General features: G+C 72.3%; 20 protein-coding genes. 8 read left to right on the forward strand and 12 right to left on the reverse strand.

Annotation, left to right across the window (positions count from 1 at the left end):
- Positions 1 to 90 precede the first annotated feature (90 nt).
- The 6 genes from ACFZB3_RS09385 (at position 91) to ACFZB3_RS09410 (ending at position 5,847) form a co-directional block, all read left to right on the forward strand.
- Positions 91 to 1,230 (forward strand): CE1758 family FMN-dependent luciferase-like monooxygenase, encoded by a 1,140-nt coding sequence (locus ACFZB3_RS09385; RefSeq protein ID WP_391372261.1) that lies wholly within the window; start codon positions 91 to 93, stop codon positions 1,228 to 1,230.
- Positions 1,227 to 1,823 carry a CE1759 family FMN reductase gene (locus ACFZB3_RS09390; RefSeq protein WP_391372264.1) on the forward strand — a complete coding sequence of 199 codons (597 nt, stop codon included), beginning with the start codon at positions 1,227 to 1,229 and terminating at the stop codon, positions 1,821 to 1,823. The genes ACFZB3_RS09385 and ACFZB3_RS09390 overlap by 4 nt, the downstream gene beginning before the upstream one ends.
- A 292-nt stretch (positions 1,824 to 2,115) precedes the next feature.
- Positions 2,116 to 2,859, forward strand: a complete 744-nt coding sequence (locus ACFZB3_RS09395) for a response regulator (protein ID WP_391372267.1) — start codon at positions 2,116 to 2,118, stop codon at positions 2,857 to 2,859.
- A gap of 57 nt (positions 2,860 to 2,916) precedes the next feature.
- Entirely contained in the window at positions 2,917 to 4,335 is a 1,419-nt protein-coding gene (locus ACFZB3_RS09400; protein WP_391373988.1) for an ATP-binding protein, read from the forward strand.
- A gap of 67 nt (positions 4,336 to 4,402) precedes the next feature.
- Positions 4,403 to 4,540: a hypothetical protein gene (locus ACFZB3_RS09405; RefSeq protein WP_391372270.1), complete on the forward strand. Its 138-nt coding sequence runs from the start codon at positions 4,403 to 4,405 to the stop codon at positions 4,538 to 4,540.
- Positions 4,541 to 4,575: 35 nt separating this feature from the next.
- Positions 4,576 to 5,847, forward strand: coding sequence for an ArgE/DapE family deacylase (locus ACFZB3_RS09410; RefSeq protein WP_391372272.1), 1,272 nt, complete (start codon positions 4,576 to 4,578; stop codon positions 5,845 to 5,847).
- Positions 5,848 to 5,937: 90 nt separating this feature from the next.
- Here ACFZB3_RS09410 and ACFZB3_RS09415 read toward each other — a convergent pair whose 3' ends face one another.
- Positions 5,938 to 7,737 carry a phosphatidylglycerol lysyltransferase domain-containing protein gene (locus ACFZB3_RS09415; RefSeq protein WP_391372275.1) on the reverse strand — a complete coding sequence of 600 codons (1,800 nt, stop codon included), beginning with the start codon at positions 7,735 to 7,737 and terminating at the stop codon, positions 5,938 to 5,940.
- A 132-nt stretch (positions 7,738 to 7,869) separates the two neighbouring features.
- Complete coding sequence (locus ACFZB3_RS09420; RefSeq protein WP_391372278.1) at positions 7,870 to 8,157, reverse strand: hypothetical protein; 288 nt, start codon at positions 8,155 to 8,157, stop codon at positions 7,870 to 7,872.
- Between the two features lie 77 nt (positions 8,158 to 8,234).
- Here ACFZB3_RS09420 and ACFZB3_RS09425 point away from each other — a divergent pair, with 77 nt between their 5' ends.
- Positions 8,235 to 9,065, forward strand: coding sequence for a M55 family metallopeptidase (locus tag ACFZB3_RS09425; RefSeq protein ID WP_391372281.1), 831 nt, complete (start codon positions 8,235 to 8,237; stop codon positions 9,063 to 9,065).
- 15 nt (positions 9,066 to 9,080) lie between these two features.
- On the opposite strand, the gene pstB is transcribed toward ACFZB3_RS09425, so the two are convergent.
- The 9 genes from pstB to ACFZB3_RS09470 all read right to left on the reverse strand — a co-directional run bounded on the left by pstB (position 9,081) and on the right by ACFZB3_RS09470 (position 21,831).
- Complete coding sequence (pstB, locus tag ACFZB3_RS09430) at positions 9,081 to 9,929, reverse strand: phosphate ABC transporter ATP-binding protein PstB (RefSeq protein WP_391372284.1); 849 nt, start codon at positions 9,927 to 9,929, stop codon at positions 9,081 to 9,083.
- Between the two features lie 119 nt (positions 9,930 to 10,048).
- A complete protein-coding gene (locus tag ACFZB3_RS09435) occupies positions 10,049 to 10,963 on the reverse strand; it encodes a sortase domain-bontaining protein (RefSeq protein WP_391372286.1) in 915 nt (304 codons plus the stop codon).
- 77 nt (positions 10,964 to 11,040) lie between these two features.
- Entirely contained in the window at positions 11,041 to 13,035 is a 1,995-nt protein-coding gene (locus ACFZB3_RS09440; RefSeq protein ID WP_391372288.1) for an Ig-like domain repeat protein, read from the reverse strand.
- Positions 13,036 to 13,153: 118 nt separating this feature from the next.
- Positions 13,154 to 15,751 carry a hypothetical protein gene (locus tag ACFZB3_RS09445; RefSeq protein ID WP_391372291.1) on the reverse strand — a complete coding sequence of 866 codons (2,598 nt, stop codon included), beginning with the start codon at positions 15,749 to 15,751 and terminating at the stop codon, positions 13,154 to 13,156.
- Entirely contained in the window at positions 15,748 to 17,448 is a 1,701-nt protein-coding gene (pstS, locus tag ACFZB3_RS09450) for a phosphate ABC transporter substrate-binding protein PstS (protein WP_391372294.1), read from the reverse strand. Before pstS ends, ACFZB3_RS09445 begins: the two co-directional genes overlap by 4 nt.
- Positions 17,448 to 18,956 carry a phosphate ABC transporter permease PstA gene (pstA, locus tag ACFZB3_RS09455; protein ID WP_391373990.1) on the reverse strand — a complete coding sequence of 503 codons (1,509 nt, stop codon included), beginning with the start codon at positions 18,954 to 18,956 and terminating at the stop codon, positions 17,448 to 17,450. The genes pstS and pstA overlap by 1 nt, the downstream gene beginning before the upstream one ends.
- A gap of 2 nt (positions 18,957 to 18,958) precedes the next feature.
- On the reverse strand, positions 18,959 to 19,933 hold the full coding sequence (gene pstC / locus ACFZB3_RS09460; RefSeq protein ID WP_391372297.1) for a phosphate ABC transporter permease subunit PstC: 975 nt from the start codon (positions 19,931 to 19,933) through the stop codon (positions 18,959 to 18,961).
- A 443-nt stretch (positions 19,934 to 20,376) separates the two neighbouring features.
- On the reverse strand, positions 20,377 to 21,078 hold the full coding sequence (locus ACFZB3_RS09465; protein ID WP_391372300.1) for a hypothetical protein: 702 nt from the start codon (positions 21,076 to 21,078) through the stop codon (positions 20,377 to 20,379).
- A gap of 153 nt (positions 21,079 to 21,231) precedes the next feature.
- The gene (locus ACFZB3_RS09470; RefSeq protein WP_391372303.1) at positions 21,232 to 21,831 is read right to left on the reverse strand and encodes a hypothetical protein; all 600 of its coding nucleotides are present in this window, start codon (positions 21,829 to 21,831) and stop codon (positions 21,232 to 21,234) included.
- Between the two features lie 155 nt (positions 21,832 to 21,986).
- Between ACFZB3_RS09470 and ACFZB3_RS09475 the strand changes: the two genes are divergently transcribed.
- On the forward strand, positions 21,987 to 22,982 hold the full coding sequence (locus ACFZB3_RS09475; protein WP_391372306.1) for a cytochrome c oxidase assembly protein: 996 nt from the start codon (positions 21,987 to 21,989) through the stop codon (positions 22,980 to 22,982).
- A gap of 67 nt (positions 22,983 to 23,049) precedes the next feature.
- Here the strand turns inward: ACFZB3_RS09475 and ACFZB3_RS09480 are convergent, their stop codons facing one another.
- Entirely contained in the window at positions 23,050 to 24,024 is a 975-nt protein-coding gene (locus ACFZB3_RS09480; protein WP_391372309.1) for a helix-turn-helix domain-containing protein, read from the reverse strand.
- Positions 24,025 to 24,103: the final 79 nt, after the last annotated feature.

Consider the following 24,103-nt stretch of genomic DNA (forward strand, 5'->3'; position numbering starts at 1 on the left):
GCGGGCCGACGGGGGCGGGGGAATAGGTGGCGGCGGGGTCTCGTTCTGTGGGTATAGTTGAATCGTAAACAACCTGGAGGGTGAGCGAGCATGCAGTTCGGGATCTTCACGGTCGGCGATGTCACGCCGGACCCCACCACGGGCCGGACGCCGAGCGAGCGGGAGCGCATCAAGGCGATGGTCGCGATCGCGCTGAAGGCCGAGGAGGTCGGCCTGGACGTGTTCGCGACGGGTGAGCACCACAACCCGCCGTTCGTGCCGTCGTCGCCGACCACCATGCTCGGTTACGTCGCCGCGCGGACGGAGAAGCTGATCCTCTCCACCTCCACCACCCTCATCACCACCAACGACCCGGTGAAGATCGCCGAGGACTACGCGATGCTCCAGCACCTGGCCGACGGCCGGGTGGACCTGATGATGGGCCGCGGCAACACCGGGCCGGTCTACCCCTGGTTCGGGCAGGACATCCGCGAGGGCATCAACCTCGCCATCGAGAACTACGCCCTGCTGCGCCGCCTGTGGCGCGAGGACGTCGTCGACTGGGAGGGCAAGTTCCGCACGCCGCTGCAGGGCTTCACCTCCACCCCGCGGCCGATGGACGACGTACCGCCGTTCGTCTGGCACGGCTCGATCCGCTCGCCCGAGATAGCCGAGCAGGCCGCCTACTACGGCGACGGCTTCTTCCACAACAACATCTTCTGGCCCGCCGACCACACCAAGCGGATGGTCGAGTTCTACCGGAAGCGGTTCGCGCACTACGGGCACGGCACCCCCGAGCAGGCGATCGTCGGCCTCGGCGGCCAGGTGTTCATGCGGAAGAACTCGCAGGACGCGGTCCGTGAGTTCCGGCCGTACTTCGACAACGCGCCGGTCTACGGGCACGGGCCGTCCCTGGAGGACTTCACCGAGCAGACCCCGCTGACGGTGGGCTCGCCGCAGCAGGTGATCGAGAAGACGCTGGGCTTCCGCGAGTACGCGGGCGACTACCAGCGCCAGCTGTTCCTGATGGACCACGCGGGGCTGCCGCTGAAGACGGTCCTGGAGCAGCTCGACATGCTCGGCGAGGAGGTCGTGCCGGTGCTGCGCAAGGAGTTCGCGAAGGGCCGTCCGGCGGACGTCCCGGAGGCGCCGACGCACGCGTCGCTGCTGGCCGCCGCCGCGGAGGAGAAGCAGGCCGACAAGGCCGACCAGGCCGACAAGGCTTCGGACAAGAAGGAGGCCGGGGTATGAAGCTCGTCGTCGTCTCGGCGGGGCTGAGCGTGCCGTCGTCCACCCGCCTGCTGGCCGACCGGCTGGCGGCGGCCGTGGGGCGGCAGGCCGAGGCCGAGGTCGAGCTGGAGGTGGTGGAGCTGCGCGACCTCGCGGTCGAGATCGCGCACAACTTCACCAACGGGTTCGCGGGGCGGAAGCTGGCGGCCGCGCAGGAGGCGGTGGCCGGGGCGGACGGCCTGATCGCGGTCACCCCGGTGTTCACGGCCTCCTACAGCGGGCTGTTCAAGTCGTTCTTCGACGTCCTCGACAAGGAGGCGCTGGCGGGGAAGCCGGTGCTGATCGCGGCGACCGGGGGTACGGCGCGGCACTCGCTGGTGCTGGAGCACGCGCTGCGGCCGATGTTCGCGTACCTGCGGGCGGTGGTCGTGCCGACCGGTGTCTACGCGGCGTCGGAGGACTGGGGTGCGGAGGGCCTGGAGGGCCGGGTCGAGCGGGCGGCGGGGGAGCTGGCGGGGCTGATGCGGGGGCTGTCGGCGGCCCGGCCCGCGGAACCCGAGTCCCTGCCGGTCGTCCCCTTCGCGGAGCAGCTGGCGAGGCTGGCCGCGAGCTGAGGGGGCTGGGGCCGGGGGGTGGGGACGCTCACCGGCGCTGGCCGGGTGCCGCCGCGCCCACCCGTGCCGCCCTGCGGCACGCCTGCCCGCAGCTGGGGAGCTGTGAGCGGACGGCTGGGGTAGCGCCCCTTTAGGGGCGCGGGGAACTGCGCGGCCAGCCCCCACCGGCGTGCAGACAGGCTCTTCGGTCGCCCGCCGGGTTGCCTCTGTGACGGTGAGAGGCAGGTAAAAAGGGTGATCGTAGGCCCGCTCACCACGGCAGAACCGCCGGAGGCCTTGGCAGACTGGGGACGTGCCCCAGACTGTGCTGCTCGCCGAAGACGACCGCGCCATCCGCCACGCCCTGGAGCGGGCCCTCACCCTGGAGGGTTATGAGGTGACGGCGGTCGCGGACGGTGTGGAGGCCTTGGCGCACGCCCACCGCATCACCCCCGACGTCCTCGTCCTCGACGTGATGATGCCCGGCATCGACGGCCTCCAGGTCTGCCGCGTCCTGCGCGCCGAAGGGGACCGTACGCCGATCCTCATGCTGACCGCGCTGGTGGAGACCGCCGACCGGATCGCGGGACTGGACGCCGGCGCCGACGACTACGTCGTCAAGCCCTTCGACGTCGAGGAGGTCTTCGCCCGGCTGCGGGCGCTGCTGCGCCGCACCTCGCCCGTGACCACCGGCGCCGGCAGCGGCGGCGGTGGCGGTGTCGCCGCCGAGCCCGGCCGGGAGCCGCAGGTCTCCGACCGGCAGGTCGAGGCGGCCGGCCTGCGGATGGACCTCCAGGCCCGCCGGGCCTGGCGCGGCCGGCGCGAGCTGGAGCTGACCCGTACCGAGTTCGAACTGCTGGAGCTGCTCGCACGCAACGCGGGCATCGTCCTCGACCACTCCACGATCTACGACCGCATCTGGGGCTACGACTTCGGCCCCGGTTCCAAGAACCTCGCCGTCTACGTCGGCTACCTGCGCCGCAAGCTCGACGAGCCGGGTGCCCCGCAGCTGATCCACACCGTCCGGGGCGTGGGTTACGTGCTGCGGGAGGACTGAGTGGCCCGCCGCCCCGGACGGCCGGGGCGGCCCGGGCTGCCCGCGCGGCTCAGGCGGATGCTGGCCCGGCGCCGGCCCAAGCTCGTCTCCCTGCGGACCACCTTCGTCGTCTCCTTCGCGGCGGTGACGGCCGCCGTCACGATCATCGTCGGCATCCTGTCGTACAACGCCGCCGCCCGGCTGGTCCGCGTCGACCAGCAGTCGGTGTTCACGCAGGTCGTCTCCGACGTCCAGGACGAGGTCAAGCAGCACCGGATGGTCCCGGAGGAGTTCTCCTCCTCCCAGCCCGGGCACGATCTGGTCCGGCCCGCGCGCACCGACGTCCAGGTGCTCGGCGCGCAGGGCGAGATCGTCGACCACGGCAGTCCGGTGCTGCCCGTCACCGCCGCGGACCGGGCGGCCGCCACCGCAGCCGAGGCCGGGAAGACGGTCCAGCACAAGGACGTCCAGGCCGGCGAGGACCTGTTCCGGATCGCCACGGTCTCGCTCGGCGGCGGGCGGGGCGCGGTGCAGGTGGCGCAGGAGTTCAGCGACACCGAGGACCTGCTCAACGCGCTCCAGCAACGGACGCTGCTGCTGATGTCGGCCGTGGTGGTCGCCGCCGGGCTGTTCGGCTGGTGGCTGGCCCGGCGGATCACCCGACGGCTGGTGATCCTCACCTCGGCCGCGGAGAACGTGGCCCGCACCCGGCAGCTCGGCATCCAGGTGCCGGTGACGGGACTGGACGAGGTGGGCCGGCTGGGCCGCGCCTTCGACCGGATGCTGGGCCGCCTCGCCCAGTCGGAGGAGGACCAGCGGCGCCTGGTCCAGGACGCGGGCCACGAGCTCCGCACCCCGCTGACCTCGCTGCGTACCAACATCTCCCTGCTCCGCCGGATCGACGAACTCCCGCCCGCCACCCGCGACGAACTCGTCGCCGACCTCGGCCAGGAGGCGCGCGAGCTGACCGACCTGGTCAACGAGCTGGTCGACCTGGCGGCCGGGCAGTCCGACACCGAGCCCCCGCAGCACGTGGACCTGGCCGACATCGCGGAGGACGTGGCGGGGCTGGCCCGGCGCCGTACCGGACGCGAGATCGTGCTGCGCGCGGCCGGTGACACGATGACCGACGGCCGCCCGGGGATGCTCCAGCGGGCCGTCTCCAACCTCGTGGAGAACGCGGCCAAGTTCGACCGGGACGGCAAGGCCCCCATCGAGATCAGCGTCACCGGCCCCGCCCGGCCGGGCACGGTCCGCGTCGAGGTCCTCGACCGCGGCCCCGGTATCGCCGAGGGCGACCTGATCCGCATCTTCGACCGCTTCTACCGGGCCGCCGACGCCCGCTCGCTGCCCGGCTCCGGCCTCGGCCTCTCCATCGTCCGCGAGGTCGCCATGGCCCACGGCGGCGCCCCCTTCGCGTTCCGCCGGGAGGGCGGCGGCGCGGTGATCGGGTTCACGGTGGGCGGGGGGTTCGCCGGCGAGGTACGGCGCGGGTGAACCACCTGGTCCGGAACCGTACCCCGGCCGCCCGCGTCGTCCGGCACGGCACGGCACGGCGACCGCCGTGGCCGCCGTGGACGCGCTGGTACGGCAGCACGGCCGGGCCGCGCTGATGACGGACGCCGGCGACCCGGCGGCGATCGCGGGGTACGAGCGGGCCGGAATGCGCGGGTACCTGTTCGGGGCGGCCGCGCTCGGGTGATGATCGGGGCACCGGGTGACCGCGGGGAGGAACTCATGCTGACCGATCAGGAGGCCGCGGCCGTCGGCCGCGTCGACGAGGCGGCCGTCGGCCGGACTCTGCTGGAGCTGATGGCCGTGCCGAGCGTGACCGGGAGCCCGGCCGAGTCGGAGCTCCAGCACCTGCTGGCCGGCCGGCTGGAGCGTTTCGGCCTCGACGTCGACCTGTGGTCCATGGACCTGCCGGCGCTGCTCGCCGACCCGGGGTTCCCGGGCCTGGAGGTGGCGCGGGACGAGGCGTGGGGGCTGGTCGGGCGGACGCCAGGGGAGGGCGACGGGCCGACGCTGATCCTCCAGGGGCACGTGGACGTCGTACCGCCGGGGGACCTGGCCGCCTGGCAGGGCGGCGACCCGTTCGTGCCGAGGGTGACGGGCGACGTCGTGCACGGGCGCGGGGCCTGCGACATGAAGGCGGGGCTGGCGGCGCACCTCGCGGCGCTGGCCGCGATCCGGGCGGCGGGCGTCCGGCTGCGGGGCCGGGTTGCCGTGCACTTCGTGGTGGGCGAGGAGGACGGCGGCCTGGGGGCCTTCGGGACCCTGCGCCGGGGGTACGGCGGCGACGCCTGCGTGATCACCGAGCCGACGGCGGGGACGCTGATCACGGCGAACGCGGGGGCGCTGACGTTCCGGATCTCCGTGCCGGGCAAGGCGGCGCACGCCAGTTCGCGGGACGCCGGGGTGAGCGCCATCGACGGGTACCTCGCGATCCACCGCGCGCTGGCCGGCCTGGAGCGGGCCCGCAACCACGCCCCGTCGCCCCTGATGGCCGAGTACCCGATCCCGTACGCCCTCTCGGTCGGCACCCTGCGCGCGGGCGACTGGGCGAGCAGCGTGCCCGACCTGCTGACCGCCGAGGGTCGGCTGGGGGTCCGGCTGGGCGAGGACCCGGCGGACGCGCGGGCCGAGCTGGAGCGGTGCGTGGCGGACACGTGCGCGGCCGATCCGTGGCTGCGCGCGCATCCGGCGTCGGTGACCTGGCCGGGCGGGCAGTTCGCGAGCGGGCGGCTGGCGGAGGGACATCCGCTGCGGACGGTGGTGCGGGACGCCTGCGCGGACGCCAACGGCTGGGCGTCCCGGCCCCGGGAGCGCGGGGCGCCCTACGGCAGCGATCTGCGGCTGTACGCGGGGGCCGGGATCCCGACCCTGCAGTACGGGCCGGGGGATGTGCGGGTGGCGCACAGTGCGGAGGAGCGGGTGTCGGTGGCGGAGGTGGTGGCGGTGGCCCGGACGCTGGTGGTGGCGGTGCTGCGGACGGTGGGGGTCGAATAGGCCCGCCGGGGCCGGCCTCCGGCAACGGCTCCGCCTCCGCCTCCGCCTCGGCCCCCGGCAACGGTCACCGGCCCCGGTCGCCGTTGCCGGTCACGACCCCCAGGGAACCGTAAGAAACCCCTCCGCCCGCGCGCTCGCCAGGCCGATCCTCGGGAGGTCGCTGCTCTTGGTGAAGAGGATGTAGCGGGGCTCCCACACCGGGCGGTACTTGGCGTTCGCGCGGTACAGGGACTCGATCTGCCACCAGCGGGAGAAGAAGGTCAGGGTCGCGTGCCACAGGCGCAGGACCGGTCCGGCGCCGAGGCGGGAGCCGCGTTCGAAGACCGAGCGGAACATCGCGAAGTTCAGGGAGACGCGGTCGACCTTCAGTTCCGCGGCGCGGAGGAGGAGTTCGACGACCATGAACTCCATCAGGCCGTTCTCGGAGTCGCGGTCGCGGCGCATCAGGTCCAGGGAGAGGCCCTGCTCGCCCCAGGGGACGAAGCTGAGGAGGGCGCGGGGGGTGTCGTCCGCGTCCCGGCACTCCAGCATCACGCAGCGGCCGTCCGCCGGGTCGCCGAGGCGGCCCAGGGCCATGGAGAAGCCGCGCTCGGTGGCGCCGTCGCGCCAGCTGTCGGCCCGTTCGATCAGGGTCGCCATCTCGTCCGCCGGGATGTCCTCGTGGCGGCGGATGCGGACCGTGTAGCCGGCCCGGCGGACCCGGTTGTGGGCCTGGCGGACGACGCGCATCGCGCGGCCCTCCAGGGTGAAGTCGGCGATGTCGACGAGCGCCTCGTCGCCCAGCTCCAGGGCGTCCAGGCCGTGCCGGGCGTAGACGGTGCCCGCCTCCTCGCTCGCGCCCATGACGGCGGGCGTCCAGGCGTGCTGCCGTGCCTCCGTCAGCCATGCGTCGATCGCGCCGGGCCAGGCCTCCGGGTCGCCGATCGGGTCGCCCGAGGCGAGGCTGACGCCGCCGACGACGCGGTAGGTGACCGCCGACTTGCCGGTGGGGGAGAAGATCGCCATCTTGTCGCGGCGCAGCGCGAAGTAGCCGAGGGAGTCGCGGGCGCCGTGCCTGTCCAGCAGGCACCTCAGCTTCGTCTCGTCCTCCGCGCTGAGCAGGCGTCGGCCGCGCGGCGAGCGGAAGCCGGCGTAGAGGACGAGGCAGAAGGCGGCGGCGAGGAGGACGTTGATGACGATGTCGGCCCAGCGCGGGGCGTGCACCGCGGTGACGTGGTCGGCGAGCGGGCCGACGCTGACGCCCCGCAGCAGGGTGTACGCGATCTCGTCGGGCAGGGTGGCGCCGGGCAGCTTGTTCGTGGCGTCGACGAGGAGGGTGCCGAGGACGCCGGTCACCAGGACGCCGGCGGCCCCCACCGCCAGCGCCGTCTTCGGGTTGGACGGGTCGCCCACCGCGTGGAACTCCCGGCGGCTGATGAGCAGCGCGGCCACGAAGAGGCCGGTGAGGGCCGCCGAGACCCAGTTGAAGGCGTGGGCGCGGTACTCGTGCTGGGTGAGGGCGAGGACGTAGAGGGCGAAGAGCGGGGCGGACAGCAGCAGGTTGACCACCCAGGCCGCGCGCTTGCGGCGGCGCATCACCAGGACGAAGAAGATGGCGAGGGCGGCCGAGACCAGGCCGGCCGTGGCCAGGTACGGGGTGAAGAACTGGCCGCTGTGGTGCGCGTGCTGCCGGTGCAGGTGCAGGGTGATACGGCCGTTGTTGTGCTCGTCGACCTCCTGGCGGAAGGGGAGCGACATCACCGCCACTATGTTCAGCACGGCGATCGCGCGCAGGTACCAGACGGTGAAGTCGGCGGCCCGCCTGCGCAGTGTGCCGCCGGAGGCGCCGGTGGGGGCGCGGAGGGCGGCGGAGACGCGGGGCGGGATCAGGGTCGACAGCTGTGCGGGCATGGGGACCGGTCACCTTGGGGACGGGGGAGCGGGTTGACGGAGGGCTGACCCTACAGTCTGTAAGGTAACTGTGGGGGACGAGGGCGGGATCCGCCCCGGTAGGGAAAACGGTGTGAAAGGGCGTACCGCCTCTTACGGACGCACGGACGCCTGGGTCCGTTCCTGTTCCCGTTCCGCCCGCCGCCTGGCCGCCAGCATCCACGCCAGGTTGCCGATCGCCGCCCCGGCCGCCACCGCCGCCACGATCACCCCGCCGGTCGCCAGCCCGTCGCTGAACAGGTGCGGGCGCCGGTCGAGGCTGTGCAGGCCGAAGCCGGACAGCTCGTACACGCCCACCGCCGCGACCAGCAGGCTCGCCACCAGCACCGCCACCGTGGGGGCGAGGCTGCGCCGCGCCTCCTGTGTGTCCGTGCCCTGCATGAGTACCCCCGTGAGCTGACGAGCCGCCGTGGCCGATGGGGAACCTACAATACGTAGGGTCCGGATAGCCTCAGGACGTGCGTATTTACATCAGCGTGGATATGGAAGGCATCACCGGGCTGGTCGACCGGGACGATGTGCAGCCGGGCGGCCGGGACTACGAGCGCGGCCGGTCGATGATGGCCGAGGACGTGAACGCGGCGATCCGCGGGGCGGTGGCCGCCGGTGCCACCGAGGTTCTCGTCAACGACGCCCACGGGCCGATGCGGAACCTGCTCCCCGAGCACCTGCACCCCGCCGCCCGCCTGGTGCGCGGCAAACCGAAGAGCATGATGATGCTGGAGGGGCTCACGGCGGAGCACGACGCGGCGATATGTGTCGGATACCACTCCCGGGCCGGTGCCCTCGGTGTGCTGAGTCACAGCTTCATGGGCCACGAGATCGAGGACATCTGGCTGGACGGCAGGCCCGTGGGAGAGATCGGTCTCGCGCACGCCACCGCCGCGGCCGCCGGCGTTCCGGTCGTGGCCCTCACGGGTGACGACGCGGCATGCGCCGAGATGACGGCCTGGGACGATTCGGTCGTCACCGTGCCCGTGAAGTACGCCCGGGACCGGTTCGCCGCCGAGCTGCGCCCGGCGGAGGAGGCCCGCCGGGCGATCGAGGAGGCGGTCGTGGCGGCCCTGACGCCGGTGCCGAAGCGGCCCGCCGCGCCCGAGGGCGAGTCGGCCCTCGCCGTGCGCTGGCAGTCCGCCTCCGTGCCCGCCGTCCTGCTCGGCATCCCCGGGGTGACGGCCGTGGACAGCCGCACCGTGCAGGCCCGTGGTCCGCTGCCCGCCCTCTACCGCCAGTTCGGCGTCTGGATGCGGGTCGCCTCCTCGCTCACCAACCAGCCGCCGTACTGCTGACCCCCGGCGGCCGGCTCAGCCGAACCGGCCCGCCACGTAGTCCGCCGTGCGCTGGTCCTGCGGCGAGTTGAAGACGGCCTCCGTGTCGCCGTGCTCGACGATGCCGCCCGGGGTGCCCTGCTCGGCCAGGAAGAACGCGCACTGCTGGGAGACGCGCGCCGCCTGCTGCATGTTGTGGGTGACGATGACGATCGTCACCTGGCCGGCCAGGTCCTGGATGGTCTCCTCGACACGGCGGGTGGAGGTGGGGTCCAGGGCCGAGCACGGCTCGTCCATGAGGAGGACCCGGGGCCGGACCGCCAGGGCCCGCGCGATGCACAGGCGCTGCTGCTGGCCGCCGGACAGGGCGCCGCCGGGCTGGCGGAGCCGGTCGCGGACCTCCTTCCACAGGCCGGCGCGGGTCAGGGACTCCTCGACCAGGACGTCCTTCTCCCGGCGGTTCACCTTCGTGCCGGTCAGCTTCAGGCCCGCCACCACGTTGTCGTAGATCGACATCGCCGGGAACGGGTTCGGCTTCTGGAAGACCATGCCGATCCTGCGGCGGGCGTCGGTCAGCCGCCAGGACGGGTCGTAGATGTCCTCGCCCTCGAAGAGCACCTCGCCGCCGAACTGCGCCGACGGGATCAGCTCGTGCATCCGGTTGAGGGTGCGCAGGAACGTCGACTTGCCGCAGCCCGACGGGCCGATCAGCGCGGTCACCTTGCCCGCGGGCATGGTCAGCGACACCTGGCTGAGCACCTGGTGGGAGCCGAACCAGGCGGAGACGGCACGGGCGTCGAGGGTGGCGGGGGCGGGGCCGTCCACCACGGTGGTGGCGGCGGGCAGTACGGCGGTGTCGGTCATCTCGACGGTCTCGGCGGTCACAGCAGTCTCGGCAGTCTCGGCGGTGTCGGTGGAATCAGCGGAATCAGTGGAGTCGGATGGCTCGGGTGCTTCGGTCACTTCGGTTGCCTGGGTAGCTTCAGTCACTTCACTCACCTCGGTCACAGCAGGTTCGGCAGCAGTTCGGTGGTCCGCGTCGCGACCTGGAGGCCGAGCACCGCGACGACCGGGGCGAAGACGATCCACGTCTGGTGGCGGCCCCAGCGGTGCCAGGTCCAGACGGCGGCCACGGCGGTGAGGAGCAGCGCCTGCAGCCACATCACGAGCGGCCACGGCACCCCGGTGGGGCGGGCCAGCGGTTCCTCGGAGCTCGGCAGGGTGCCGGCCCGGATCACGGCCGACGGGGTCTGGAACGGCGCGGAGACCAGGTCGGCGTCGACGCGCAGCACGCCCGAGGGCATGAACTTCGGGCCCGTCGCGGTGATGAGGACGATCCGGCTCTTGCCCGAGGCCAGCGCCGTCGGCGCCGGGTCGCCGGCCCGCCGTACGTCGATGACCTGGAACTTCGCCTTGCCCTGGCCGGTGGTGACGGAGAACGTGTCACCGGTGGCGAGCCGGGAGAGCGTGCCGAACGGCCCGCCGTACGCCGCGGCCCGGCCCATCAGCACGCTGGTGCCGGCCTGGCCGGGCATCGGGGTGTCCCGGCGGTGTCCGGGGCCGTCGGTCGTCACGGAGGAGTCGGTGCCCTCCAGGACGACCTGGTTCAGGCCCAGCTTCGGTATGTCGATGAGCGCGACCGGCGTGCCGGGCGCCAGCAGCTTGCCGTCCTGCCCGGTCTGCGCCACCGGGGCGGTGCCGAGGGCGAGTTGCTCGCGCAGCTGGTCGAAGTCGGCGTGCTGGGCCGAGTGTTCCTGGGCGGTGCTGAACACCAGCAGCTGGGCGGTGATGCCGAGCAGCAGGGCGGCGAGGCTGAGCAGTCCACCGCGTGAGAGGTGGCGGACGAAGGTGAGGCTGCGGACGGGCCTGCGGGGCACGGCCGGAGCCAGGGTTTTCGGTGTCGGTACGGCGACGGTCATGGCGGCCCGCCTCCTTCGAAGAATGAGTGAGGGGCCGCCGGGAGCCGTACGAGGCTCCCGGCGGGCCCGTCAGACGGTCACTTGGAGGTGATGGTGAAGTTGGCGCCGGTCTTCGAGTTCACGGTCGAGGAACCGACGTAGAAGGCGTGCAGGGTGTGCTTGCCCTTGGCCAGCTTCGGCAGGGTGATGGTGACCTTGCCGCTGCTCAGGGTGCCGGTGGCGATGACCTTGGAGCCCTGGTAGATGCGGACGGTGCCGGTCGGGGTGGTGCCGGTCGCGGTGACCTTGACGGTGACCTTGGCCTTGGCGGTGTGGCTCACCGTGGTGGGGTGCGACGTGGAGACCGACGCCGTGGCCTTGGTGATCTTCAGGGAGACGGTCGTCGAGGACGCGTTCAGGCTGGAGCTGCCCGCGTAGGAGACCGACAGGGAGTGCGTGGCGACCTTGAGGTGGTTCGACAGGCCGATGGTGACCTTGCCGGACGAGTCCAGGGTGCCGGTGCCGAGGACGGTGGTGCCGTCCTTGACGGTGACCTTGCCGGTCGGCTTCACGCTGTGCGTGTCGGTGACCGTGACGGAGACCTTCGGGGTCTTGCCGTACGCGGTGGTGGCCGTGGTGGCCGCCGTCTTGCTCGCGTACTTGACCGCGCCGGTCCAGGTGGCCGCGGCACCGGTGCCGTTGAGGTTGTTGGCGGTGACCGTGGCGGTGTAGGTGCCGTTGGCCAGGCCGGTGAAGGAGTACGACGTGGTGGAGGCCGCGACGTCCTTGACCGCGACGACGCCGCCGTCCGCACCGGTCAGCGTGATCTTGTAGTCGGTGACCGGCAGCGCGGTGGCGGCCGGCGCCGTCCAGGACAGCTTCAGGCTGGCGTCGCCGACGGTGGACTTCAGGGTGGGGGCGCCCGGCACGTGCGCGTCGACGCCGGACTCCTCCAGGCCGCCGACCTTGGCGTGCTTGGTCAGCAGGACGGAGCCGTTGTAGGACTCGTTGACGAAGCCGAACTTGGAGATGACGGACTCGGCGGCGTCCGATGCCAGCTCGGCGGTGTGGCTGCCGCTGGTGACGAAGACGTCGTACAGGTCCTTGTCGAAGAAGATGCTGGTGGTGTCGATCGCGCGGCTCGGTACGACGTTGTAGACGTCACGGCCGAACGTGGAGTTCTCGTAGTAGGCGTTGACCGGGGCCAGCTTGCCGTTGACGGTCGTGACCGGGCTGGTGGCGCCGCCGGTGTCGCCGGGCAGCTGGATGGAGGCCAGGTGGCCGCCGGCCGCGGCCGCCGTCTTGCTGTAGTCGGGGGAGACGCCGTTGATCTGGGCGATCCAGGAACCGACCGAGAACGGGACGAGCGCACCGTCCTCGGTGAGGGCCGCGTTGGCCTGGTTCTCCTGGACGGTGGTGACGTTCGGGGAGAGCGTCGCGTCGGTCAGGCCGATCGCCGCGAGGAAGAACTTGCGGGTGCCGGAGCCGGCCTGCGGGATCCGCGGGTGCACCGTCTGGCCGTTGACCGTGGTGAGCGTGCCCGAGTAGATGTCGTGCAGCTGGTCCGCGGTCAGCGTGTCCAGGGCCGAGCCCTTGACCGCGACGCCGACCGCGTCACGCGCCATCGGGATGTAGGTCAGCGCGCTGCCGGAGACGGACGGGCCGCCGGAGGAACGGGCGAAGTCGACCTGGCCGCTGATGGAGACACCGGCGCTGGTCGGGTACTTGTCGCCGGTCAGCGCCTCGCTGAGGGCGAGACGGCCGTTGCCGGAGCCGTTCGGGCGCAGGAAGGACGGGCCGCCGGAGCGGGTGGTGATGTTCGAGGTGGTGGAGCCGGTGCCGGGCTCGATCGCGTCGTACGACGCGATGCCCGCGCCGTTCGCCGACTTCACCGCGGTGGCGGAGTAGCTGGTGCCGTTCACGGTGTCACCGGCCAGGGCGTTCAGCACGTCCTGGGTGGTGTCCGAGCCCACGCCGACCAGCTGGCGGAAGGCACCGGCGTCCGGGTCTGCGACCGCCGGGGTGGCGAGGGCGAGGCCGCCGGCCACCACGGCAGCGGCGACGAACGCCGCCGAAGAGCGCATTCTGCGCATCGAGAGTCTCCTGACAAGAGCTAGCTAGCTGGGTGGTTGCCAGAGGATCTGGCAGGGTGGTACGGGCCGTCCGCCCCGACTGCCTTTCGGGGCGGGCGGCCGTCTGTGGGGCGCCCCGTCAGGGGCGCGGGGAACTGCGCGGCCAGCCACGACGCACCCGCAGCCGACGCACTGCCGTCGTCACGGAGGCGATCGACAGCTGACGGCCACCGGCGAAGGGCGCGCCCACGCCGGCGACGGCGCCGAGCGCGGCCCCCGCCGGAACGGCGTACCGCAGCGGATTCGCCGGGTCGGCGGGAGTGTTGCCGGCCGCGGTGGTCTCCAGCGCCTTGCCGCCGTCGAAGGACGGCTTGGCGCTGGGCGAGGTGCTGGAGCCGTCGGCCGGCGTGCCCGTGCCGGCGCCGCCGGTGGTGCCGCCGTCGACGCCGTCGGTGCCGGAGGGGGCACCGCCGCTGGTGTCGGTGCCGCCGCCGTCGGCCGAGCCGCTGCCGGTGGAGGTCGGTCCGGTGTAGGTGAGCAGCGCGTCCGCCGCCTTCACGGTCTGCGCGCGCAGCTTCGAGGAGAGCGGGGCGTAGCCCTCGGGCAGCTTGCCCGGGTCGGCGCCCGGGGTCTGGCCGGTGCCGGAGGCGTAGCGCAGCAGGGCCGAGTAGTCCTGGCGGGCCGCCTTGCTCTCCTCGCCGGGCCGGACCGCCGCGTACACCAGCTCGGCGAGCGGGTAGGCGCCCTTCGCGGTGGCGTTGGCCGGGGTGACCTCGGCGACGCCGGAACCGGTGGCGGTCGCGGCGGCCGCGGTCAGGCTGGCCGTGCTCGGGGCCACGTACTTGCCGGCGGTGTTCTTCAGCTCCGCGGTCTGCAGGCCGTACCGGGCGGCGGAGGCCGCGTCCGTGATCGTGATGATGAAGCGCGAGCCGACCGTCTGCGGGCCCGGGCTCTTGTACGCCTGCGGGCTGGACAGCGCGTCCCAGCTGGACTTCCAGAGGGTGTCCGCGCGCCGGGTGTGCAGGGCGCCGGAGTGCATGTCGTCCACGTAGGGGTGGAAGTCGGTCATGCACTGGGTGGCCGTGGACGGGGCGTCCGAGCCGGGCGGCACCGTGCACCACGGGTCGCTCTTCGGGTAGTCGTCAGAGTTCGACGGGTCGAAGGCGATACCGGTCGGGTTCCGGTCCTTGTTGGTGCTGTAGTACGGGTTGACCTGCATGCCGTCGTCGTCCGGGACACCGGCGAGGAACAGCCGGGCGTCCTTGTCGGCGAGGATCCACTGCCAGATCGCGCGGGCGGTGTCCGAGTGGCCCAGCGACGTGATCAGGTCGGTGTCGGTGGCCGGCGTCTCGGCGACCGACAGGTACTCGAACTCCGGGTTCAGCGCGATGAACTCGGGGTCGGAGGCGATACCGGCCGGGTTGTTCTTCGCCCAGCCGTACCCCTTGGCCGCCGTCCCGCTGATGACCGCACCCCAGGCGGAGTTGCGGTACGACTCGGTGAGCAGCTTGGCGACCAGGCGGGCGTTGAGCTTGATGGACTCGACCTTGGTACCGGCGAGTTTCCTGACGCTGTCCGGTGCTCCGGACTTGGGTCTGCGCTCGATCGTGAACCCGATGACGGCTCCGGACAGTGCGACCGGCGCGTACGTCGTCGTCCCCGACGGCGCCGTGGTGCCCGCGTCCGCGCCCAGCTTCCGGGTGGTGAAGGCCAGACCGGTGGAGGAGGCGTCCGAGGTCAGCCGGGACCGGGTGTCCGGCTCACCCAGCTCGGTGTAGCCGTAGACCTTGCCGTCCGAGCACAGCTGGGCCTGCCAGCTGGTCATCGCGTCCGCCGCCAGCTCGCTGCCGGTGGTGGGGCGTTCGTCGGCGCCGAGGGCGCAGTTGCTGCCGACGCTGTTGAAGTCCAGCTTGACCGCGATCCGGTTCTGCCAGTTGGTCGAGGAGACCGGGGAGCCCGCGTTGACCTGGCTCTGGTCCGCGTACGGCTTGCCGTCCATGTCCAGATGGCCCTGCGGGACGATCACCAGCCAGCAGGAGCGGGGCCTGGTGACGCCGTCGGTGGTGACGGGGACGCCGCAGCCGAGGTGGGGTGCCTCGTTGGCGGTCTGGACCTCGAAGAACTCCTTGCCGGTGCCGTTGGTGCCGGTGCGGCCGAAGTCGATCTCGTTGGTGGTGTTGTAGTTGAACAGCGCGTTGTTCTGGGTGTTGGTGGTGATCGTGGTGCCGTCCACCGACTTGAAGGGGACCTCGCCCGGGGCGTTCGGGTTGGCGGCGCCGTACCGGTTGTCCTGGCCGTAGTTGGTGGGGTCGGCGCTGTAGAAGATCTGCCGGGTGTCGTCCTGGCCGTTGCCCGGCCAGCTGGTGCGGTTGGTGGTCGGGGACGCGCCGTACTGGCACTGGGTGCGCGACGGGCCCGGGTTGGACGGGACCGTGCCGTCGTCGTCGCCCCAGCACTGCATGATCTGCACGAAGTCGGTGTTGAACTGCGTGCCCGCGAACGTGGTCGGGGTACCGCCGGTCCAGCTCACCGTGACGGCCTGGCTGGTGAGGTCCTTGGTCTGGGAGACCGTGAACTTCATGTCCTTGAACTCGCCGCGCCCGGAGACGGTCACCGCGGAGCCGGTGGCCGCCGCCGCCGTCGGGGCGGTCTGGGCGACCGCGAGTCCGGCGAGGGCGCCGACCGTGGCACCGGCGAGCAGGCGTATCAGCGCGTTGCGTATCCGGGTGCGTCTCATCGCGAACTCCCGTCGTCCGGGCGGCTGTTGCCGTTGGCGTTGCCGTTGGCCCGGCTGCCGACCAGGCGGGAGACCACCGAGGGCAGCAGGAGCAGACCGAAGACCAGGACCGCGGCCAGCAGCATCAGCGTCTGGGTGCCGGTCCAGCCGTGCGCGGTGGCCACGGCGACCGGCTGGGCGAGGGCCACCGTGCCGTCGGCGCCCGCGCCGGAGCCGCCGGAGGCGGTACCCGTGGCGCCGCCGGGGGAGATGGTCTGGCCGGTGTCCGGGTCGACGGAGGGCTGGGCGCTGTTGCCGCCGGCCGAGCCGGTGCCGTCGCCGCCGGTCGAGCCGCCGCTGGTGGTGGTGCCGGTGGAACCGGTCGAGCCGCCGGAGGAACCGCCGCTGCCGTTGCCGGAGTTGGTGGTGGCGCCGCCGCTGCCGCTGGTGCAGGGCGCGGCGCCCTTCTTGTCACAGGCGGCCGGGTAGGGCGCGGTCTGCGCGAGCCGGTTCTCGCCGTTGGCCGTGAAGGTCGGGTTGTTGCAGTTCTTGATGTTGATGTTCTGCGCCTGCACGCCCGGGATCCGGCGGATCTGGTCGAAGCCGGCCTGGACGAGGTTGATCGGGAGCGGCGAGTAGCCGAGGTTCGGCGCCTGCTGCTGGCCCTGGCACATGAAGTAGTACGAGAACGCGCCGAGCGTCTTGCCCTTGGCCTCGGTGAAGGTGCCCTGCACCTTCAGCGGCAGGATCATGTACGAGTAGCTGGACAGCGGGTAGTTGCGCTTGTCGGTGTCGTTGTAGACGCCGTCGAGCTGCTGGGTGAGGTAGTCCGCCGAGTTCTTGTTGGTGTTGATCTTCGCCTTGAGGAGCGAGACCGCCACGTTCTGCGGGGTGGGCTCGGTGTAGTAGCCCGCGTGGTTCAGGACCTTGGCGACCGGGTAGTGCGCGTTGAGCGCGTACGAGTAGTTGACGTACCCGATGGCGCCCTCGCCGTAGTTCTGGGCGACGTAACCGGCGACGCCGAGGTCACCGGACTGGGCGATCATGCCGGTGACGGTCGGGTAGTACGACGTCTGCCCGCACGATCCCGAGCGGCCGACCTTGGCGCAGTAGGCGTTCCACAGCGACTTGTGCTGGTTCGCCATCCACATCGTGAACTGGGCCGTGGAGCCCGAGCCGTCGGAGCGGACGACGGGGACGATGGTGCGGTGCGGGAGCTGCAGCCCCGGGTTGTCGGCCTTGACCGCCGGGTCGTCCCAGCTCTTGATGACCCCGGTGAAGATCTTGGTGACCACGTCGCCGGAGAGGCGGAGGTTGGTGACCTTCTTGCCGTTGACGGTGAGGTGGTACATGAACACCGTGCCGCCGGCGACGATCGGCATGTAGGCGTACGAGCCCTTCGCGGGGCGCTCGGCCGCACTGCCGTCGGTGGGGTTCGTCTGGAACGGGATGTCGGAGACGGCGAAGTCGACGGTGCCGGACAGGAACTGGCGGCGGCCGTCCGAGGAACCGGTGCCGGCGTAGCTGATCCGCATGCCGTTCTTGTTGACGTCGCGCCGCCACTGGTCGACGGCGTTCTCGGCCCAGGTGGAGCCGGCGCCGGCGATGGGGGTGTAGCTGTCGGCGACGGCCGGGGTGCCGGCGAGGGTGCCGAGGATGCCTATCAGTGCGGCCAGGATGCCCAGCCGTCGGAGGGCGTTGATGACTTGGCTGGACATCAGTGACTGTCTCCTGTAGCGGGGTCTGTGTTCCCACCCGCACCACCCGTGCGAGTTTCGTTGTCAGGTGCGGGTGGCCCCTGTGGGGCGGGATCGCCGTCGGCGGCCGCGGGTGCGTTGTCTTCGGGGGACTGCTCGACGTTGTCGGCCGCTGGTGCGTCGGGGCTGGGCGCGCTCCGCGGCGCAGCCGCTGATTGATGCAGCCCCGCGCCCCCTTCGGGGCGCTCGGTCTCGCCGTCGGTCTCGGAGGAACCGGTCTCGAACAGCTCCAGCCCCGGCGTGTGGAGTTCGGCGAATCTCGTGGTGTCCCGGCGGGACGCCCGCGCCGCTCGCCGCGCCTGGCGCTTGTTCTGGTGGCCGGGGCCGCGGCCGCCGATCACGCGGGCGATGACGAAGAGGACCAGGACGAGCGCCATCAGGACCGCCGCCGCGCCGAAGCCGCGCGCGATCATCGTGGGCTCGGGGGACTTGACGAAGTTGAAGACGGCCAGCGGGAGGGAGACCATCGGGCCGCTCGTCGGGTCGCCGTTGAGCGCTGCCGTGAAGCCCGCCGTGAGCAGCACCGGGGAGGTCTCGCCGATACCGCGGGCGGTGCCCAGGATGACGGCGGTGGCGAGGCCCGAGCGGGCCGTCGGCAGGACCACGTGCCACACCGTCCGCCAGCGCGGGGCGCCGAGCGCCTCGGACGCCTCCGTGAGGGTGCCGGGGACCAGGCGCAGCACGACGTCCGCCGCGCGGATCACGATCGGCAGCATCATCACGCTGATCGCGAAGCCCGCCGCCAGACCCGACTTCTGCATGCCGAGGTTGAGGATCCAGACGGCGTAGACCATCAGGCCGGCCACGATGGACGGCAGCGCGGTCATCGCCTCGACGATCGTGCGCACGAACCGGGAGAAGCGGCCGGGGATCTGGTTGAGGTACACCGCGCAGGCCAGGCCCAGCGGGACCGTGATCGCCAGCGCGATGGCGATCATGATGAGCGTGCCGAGCATGGCGTGCGCGATGCCGCCGTCGCTCAGCGGGTCGAGCGGGCCCGCCGCCTGCATGTCCTGGGTGAAGAAGTTGGCGTGCGGCAGGGCCTCCCGGCCGCGCCACGCGGTGAAGCCCACGACCATGGTGAGCGCGGCGAACATCAGCCCGCCCGCCGACCACAGGACGACGGTCATCACCCGGTCCCGGACCGCCTGCCCGTCCTCCTCAAGCCCTGTCAACACCGCGTAGATACCTAGGAAAGACAGGTAGGCGGTGACGAAGAACCCCAGTGCGCCGGAGAACGGGGCGAGTTCGCCGAAGAGGAGGACGGCGACGCACAGCCCGGAGGCGGCGGCGCCGAACACCGAAAGCACACCGGAGCGGGTGAACCCGCCGATCCGGCGCGGCACGTCGCTGAGCGCGACGGGGTCCGCGGCGAGGGAGGTCCTCGCGGCAGGGCTCACGGGGGCGTCTTGCGGGGCGTCCTGCGGGGCGTCCTGGGGAGCGCCCTTCTCAAGGTCCACGACGGTCATCGTCACGCCTCGCTCTGTGCGCCGGACCGTGACCGCGCCACGATCGAGGAGGCGGTGAAGTTGACCGCCAGGGTGAGCAGGAACAGCGCCAGGCCCGCCGCCATCAGCGCCGACATGCCGAAGGTCGAGGCATCGCCGTAGTGCAGGGCGATGAGGGAGGAGACGGAGTTCGAGCCGGTCTGCAGGATGTGCGGCTGGATGGTGAAGACCGGGGAGATGATCAGGTAGACCGCGATGGTCTCGCCGAGCGCCCGGCCCAGGCCCAGCATCGTGCCGCCGATGATCCCGCCCATGCCGTACGGCAGCACGACCGCGCGGATCATGCCCCAGCGGGTGGCGCCGAGCGCGTAGGCGCCCTCCCGTTCACCGGCCGGTGCCTGGGCGAACACCTCGCGCATCACCGAGCACTGGATCGGCGCGACCATCAGGGCCACGACGATGCCGGCCACGAAGGTGGAGGCGGTGTAGACGCTCTGCGAGGCGAGCGGCTCGCCCGGCTGGGTGCCGTCGACGTGCAGGAAGGGGATCCACCCGAACCAGTCCGACAGCCACCGGGACAGCCCGATCACGTGCTGCTGGAGGAAGAAGAGGCCCCACAGGCCGTAGACCACGGACGGCACGGCGGCCATCAGGTCGACCATGGAGACCAGCGTGCGGCGCAGCGAGCGGGGCGCGATGTCCGAGATGAACAGGGCGGTCCCGAGGGCCAGCGGCACGCTGATCGTGACGGCCACGGTGGCGATCAGCAGGGTGCCGGTGAGCACGGCCGCGATGCCGAAGCGGTGGACGTCCGGCTGCCATTCGGCGGTGGTGAGGAAGTCCCAGACCCCTCTGGTGCGCAGCGCCTGTCCGGCCCGGAGCAGCAGGAACAGCCCTACGGCAGCCATAATGGCGAGGACGATGACGCCGGAGGCCGTCAACTGGACCCGGAAGATCCGGTCCCCGAGCCCCCGGGCGGCCGACAGCTGCCTGGGCACGGGTCTTTCGGATTCCGCCCCGGCGGAACCCTTGAGCGCGGACACCACGGTGCCCCCCCTATACGAAGCGATGACTCCCCACGCGGCTCCGAATCGGGGTGCCGCGACCGAGAGTCAATGGCCGGTTCCTTGCGCACCAACGCGTCGAACATGGAGAACAGGTGAACTGTTCATGCCATTTCAGTGGGGGAGGTGTGGGGGCCTGTGTACTGGAGGGTCAGGCGGGACGAGGGGCGCAAGGCGCCCGCGCCGCTCAGGAGGCGGGCGGGCAGGGCGAGTTCGGCCAGGACACCCTCGGCCGGGCAAGACGGGGGCGGACGGGGGGCGGTCGTACACGCCCCGCCGGCTGGCACGGCCGGGCGTGGCCGGATGCCGTCGGACGTGGCCGGATGTGATCTGAGGTGATCCGAGGTGATCCGAGGTGAGGAGACGGGGGGCGGGGTTCAGCCGCGGGCCGCTCGGTCCAGAGCTCGCTTGACGGCCTGCTCGTCCTGCCCCAGCAGCGCCTTCTCCAGGCTGTGGTCGTCGTGCCGGGAGAAGCGCTCGCCCTCGGCGACGTCCTCCTTGCTCAGCACGCGCCCGCACCACTCGCCCTGGTCGCCGGTGTGGTCGTCGAAGGGCACGCTCCCGCCCTCGCCGAGCACCGCCCAGCCGCCCGCGTGCCGGCGCAGGGCGAGCAGATAGGTGTGGCCGACCTGGAGGCGGGGCGCGTCGGTCGCCATCTCGGCGACGCGGGTGCCGGAGGACCGGTAGACCTCCCAGCCGGGGGCCACCACGTCGAACGTGGCGCCGAGGGCGTGCCGGGGCGCGGCCCGCGACCACAGCGTGCTGTCGGTCCGGAAGCTCACCAGCCGGTCCGTCGCGTAGGCCACGGCCCCCGTGCCGTAGGTCCGCCGGTTGGTCTCCCGCTCCCCGGTCGGACGGGCGACGACGACGTGGTCGGCGTACGACACCCAGTCCTTCGCGGTCTGCGACGGATACAGGTCCCCCGACGTCCCGCACCCCGCCACCGACTCCAGTCCCGGCCTGCCGACCAGCACCCCGGCCACGACCCCGGCGGCGGCCAGCAGCGCGGCGGCCGGCCTCGTCGGCCGCGTCGGCAGCCGCCGAGGCGCGACGGATCGCGTGACGGATCGTTCCCCCATGATGAAAAAGCCCCCGTGATCTCTGCGTCCCCTGTGCGGCAACGAAAATGGTCAGGATCCGCGAACCGCGTTGATCACTTTAGGCACGGCCGGACGAAAGTGAACAAGGATCACCTTGGCCCGGCACAGAACTGTGACGCGGGGACGGCCGGCTCAGCAGCCGCCCGCGACCGGGGAGAACGCCAGCCGGGCGTGGTCGTCCGCGGCGAGGGCGTCGCCGTAGACCGAGCGGCTGACCCGGTACCAGACATCGTCCTTCTGCCTGTCGCCGTTCACGTCGTCCAGCTCCACGCACCACTTCTCGGTGCGGACGGTCTTCCGGTAGGTCTCGGTGCCGCTGCGGACCTTGGTGCAGGACCGGTACCGCTCGGTCGTGTACCAGGTACGGGTGGTGCGTCTGCTGCCGGTCCCGCTGCTGGAGGTGTGCCGGACCCGGTGGGTGGCGGTGGTGCACTTCCTGACCAGGCGGGGGCGGGTGGTCCGGGTGGTCTTCGCGGTGATGTGCCGGACGCTGTCCTTCAGGCCGTGGACGGTGTCGTCCTGGGCGGACGCGGTGCCGCCGGAGCCGGAGCCGGAGCCGGAGCCGGAGTTCGAGCCCGAGCCGGTCCCGGTCCCGGATCCGGTGCCCGTGCCGTCCTGCCCGTAGGTGATGCCGTTGTCGACTCCGTCCCCGTCCCCGCCCCCGGAGCACGCGCCGAGCACGCCGATCAGAATCGCGATGGTTCCGCTCGCTATGAGCCGCTTTCCGAACATGAATCCCCCACCCTCGACAACCGTTCCGAGCACCGCCCGGTGACCCCGCCGATTCTGCACGAGCCCCGGTGCGGCGGCGGAGCAGGACGGGTATAGCGTCGCGCAGTGGACCTGACCTGACCCGTTTCGTCCCCGATCGAAGGAGGGTGAGCCGGATGGCCGAGCTGACCGTGGGCCGGCTGCTGACGTCGTGGCAGCCGGACGTGCCGGCGCTGCTGCTGGTCGTGGCCCTGGGCGGGCTGTACGGCTGGGGCGTGCGACGCGTGCGCGCCGGGGGCGGGTCCTGGTCGCCGGCGCGGTCCGCGGCCTTCGTGGTGCTTGGCCTGGGCGCGCTGGTCGTGGCGACGATGTCCGGCCTGGCCGTCTACGACCACGTGCTGTTCTGGCCCGCGGCCGTGCAGAACATCCTGCTCGACCTCCTGGCCCCGCTCGGCCTGGCCCTCGGCGACCCGCTGCGGCTGGCGGTGGAGGCGCTGCCGGAGGGCGCGGCGGCGAGGGTCCGCCGCGCGATGACCGGGCGGGTGGTCCGCGTCCTGACCTTTCCGCTGGTCAGCACGGCTCTCGTCCTCGCCACCGAGCTGACGGTCTACTTCACCCCGTACTTCGCCACCGCGCTGCGCGTGGGCTGGCTGCACGAGCTGATGTACCTGCACCTGCTGGTGGCGGGCTGCCTCTTCGTCGTACCGGTCCTGACCCGCGAGGAGACCCTGCCGGCCTGGTGCACCCATCCGGTGCGGGCGGCCCTGGTCTTCCTGGACGGCGTGATCGACGCGATCCCCGGGGTCGTCGTGATGACGCACGGCACGCTGATCGCCGGCGCGTGGTACCTGCACCACCATCCGTCCTGGGCTCCCGACGTCCGGTACGACCAGCAGATCGGCGGCGGCGCGATGCTGAGCATCGCCGAGCTGGTCGCCGTGCCGTTCCTGCTGGTGCTCCTCTTCCAGTGGGCGCGGGCGGAGCGCGTCCAGACGGCGGCCCTCGACCGCCGGCTGGACGAGCAGCTCGCCGTGGTCCCGGCGGTAACCGCACCGGCCGCCGCTGCACCCGCACCCGCACCCGCCCCCGTCGCCGACCGGGTCCGCCCCTGGTGGGAGACGGAGGACAACGAGGTGGCCACAAGGATCCGCCGCCAGCACGGCGAGAAGTGACCGGCGACCCGTCACGGCCGTTTCGGCGGAGCGCCCCCTGGCGCCGCCTGCCGCCGCCCGGCACCGTCTAGCGCTGGTCGGCGCGGAAGGCCCCCGGTGTACCACCCGCCTCGCGGGTGAAGAACTTGCTGAAGTTGGTCGGCTCGGTGAAGCCGAGCCGGTGGCTGATGGCGGCGACGGGCAGGTCGGTGTGGGCCAGCAGCCGCTTGGCCTCCAGGGTGACCCGGGCGTCGACGAGCTGCTTGGCGGTGTGACCGGTGGCGCGCCGGCACGCGCGGTTGAGGGTCTTGAGGGAGTAGCCGAGCCGGGCCGCGTAGTCGTGGGCCTGCCGCAGGGTGGTGAAGGACCGCTCCAGCTCGTGCTGGAAGAGGCGGTACGGCTCCTGCGCGGCCGCCGACGCCTGGGACGACCCGTCGTCGGACCAGTCGGGCCGGTCGGACCGGTCGGACTCGTTGGCCCCGTCGTTGCCGTGGGGCCCGCCGGGCAGGCGGGCCATGCGGAGCAGCACGCCGGCGAGGAGCTGGCGGAGCAGCTCCCTGCTGATCTCGGAGTCCTCGCCGTCCGCGGTGTACGCGCCGTACTCCTCCGCCAGTTCGGCGAACGCGCGGCCGAGGCGGTCGTGGTCGGCGGCGCCGAGCTGCCAGGCGGCCGGGCCGAACGGGTCGTCGGTGACGCGGGCGGTCGCCGGGAGCCGGGGCGGGAAGTCCGGGGTGAACAGGACCAGGGTGGCGTCGAGGCTCGCGGGGGTGCCGTCGGCCGCCGTGGGCAGGCGCTGCACCTGGCCGGGGCGGATGTGCAGCAGGGTGCCCGGCCGGCAGGGGCGGTCGACGAAGTCGACCATGGCGGTGCCGTGGCCGCCGCGGACCAGGGTGAGGTGGTGGAAGTCGGGCCGGTGGACCCGCCGGTACTCGTCGCCGGGCAGCCGGCGGCGCAGGTCTGCGAAGGGCAGCAGCTCCAGACCGAGTCCCGGCCTGGTGGGGTTGCGATACCCGCGTTCGAGCACCAGCGGCACCGGAGGTTGTCCCGTTTCGACCATGACCATGCCCGACTCTACCGTGCGCGGGACCGGGCCCGACGGGAGAGTGGGGGACGCACCGGCGGACGGATGCCGGTGCGAATTC

This window comes from Streptomyces sp. NPDC008092 (genome assembly GCF_042957285.1).
GTDB lineage: Bacteria > Actinomycetota > Actinomycetes > Streptomycetales > Streptomycetaceae > Streptomyces.

Bases quoted from the DNA above. Each gene is read 5' to 3' on its own strand.
- ACFZB3_RS09385 (WP_391372261.1), top strand. From the start codon at position 91: ATGCAGTTCGGGATCTTCACGGTCGGCGATGTCACGCCGGACCCCACC.
- ACFZB3_RS09390 (WP_391372264.1), top strand. From the start codon at position 1,227: ATGAAGCTCGTCGTCGTCTCGGCGGGGCTGAGCGTGCCGTCGTCCACC.
- ACFZB3_RS09400 (WP_391373988.1), top strand. From the start codon at position 2,917: ATGCTGGCCCGGCGCCGGCCCAAGCTCGTCTCCCTGCGGACCACCTTC.
- ACFZB3_RS09410 (WP_391372272.1), top strand. From the start codon at position 4,576: ATGCTGACCGATCAGGAGGCCGCGGCCGTCGGCCGCGTCGACGAGGCG.
- ACFZB3_RS09415 (WP_391372275.1), bottom strand. From the start codon at position 7,737: ATGCCCGCACAGCTGTCGACCCTGATCCCGCCCCGCGTCTCCGCCGCC.
- ACFZB3_RS09420 (WP_391372278.1), bottom strand. From the start codon at position 8,157: ATGCAGGGCACGGACACACAGGAGGCGCGGCGCAGCCTCGCCCCCACG.
- ACFZB3_RS09435 (WP_391372286.1), bottom strand. From the start codon at position 10,963: ATGACCGTCGCCGTACCGACACCGAAAACCCTGGCTCCGGCCGTGCCC.
- ACFZB3_RS09440 (WP_391372288.1), bottom strand. From the start codon at position 13,035: ATGCGCAGAATGCGCTCTTCGGCGGCGTTCGTCGCCGCTGCCGTGGTG.
- ACFZB3_RS09445 (WP_391372291.1), bottom strand. From the start codon at position 15,751: ATGAGACGCACCCGGATACGCAACGCGCTGATACGCCTGCTCGCCGGT.
- pstS (WP_391372294.1), bottom strand. From the start codon at position 17,448: ATGTCCAGCCAAGTCATCAACGCCCTCCGACGGCTGGGCATCCTGGCC.
- pstA (WP_391373990.1), bottom strand. From the start codon at position 18,956: ATGACCGTCGTGGACCTTGAGAAGGGCGCTCCCCAGGACGCCCCGCAG.
- ACFZB3_RS09465 (WP_391372300.1), bottom strand. From the start codon at position 21,078: ATGGGGGAACGATCCGTCACGCGATCCGTCGCGCCTCGGCGGCTGCCG.
- ACFZB3_RS09470 (WP_391372303.1), bottom strand. From the start codon at position 21,831: ATGTTCGGAAAGCGGCTCATAGCGAGCGGAACCATCGCGATTCTGATC.
- ACFZB3_RS09475 (WP_391372306.1), top strand. From the start codon at position 21,987: ATGGCCGAGCTGACCGTGGGCCGGCTGCTGACGTCGTGGCAGCCGGAC.
- ACFZB3_RS09480 (WP_391372309.1), bottom strand. From the start codon at position 24,024: ATGGTCATGGTCGAAACGGGACAACCTCCGGTGCCGCTGGTGCTCGAA.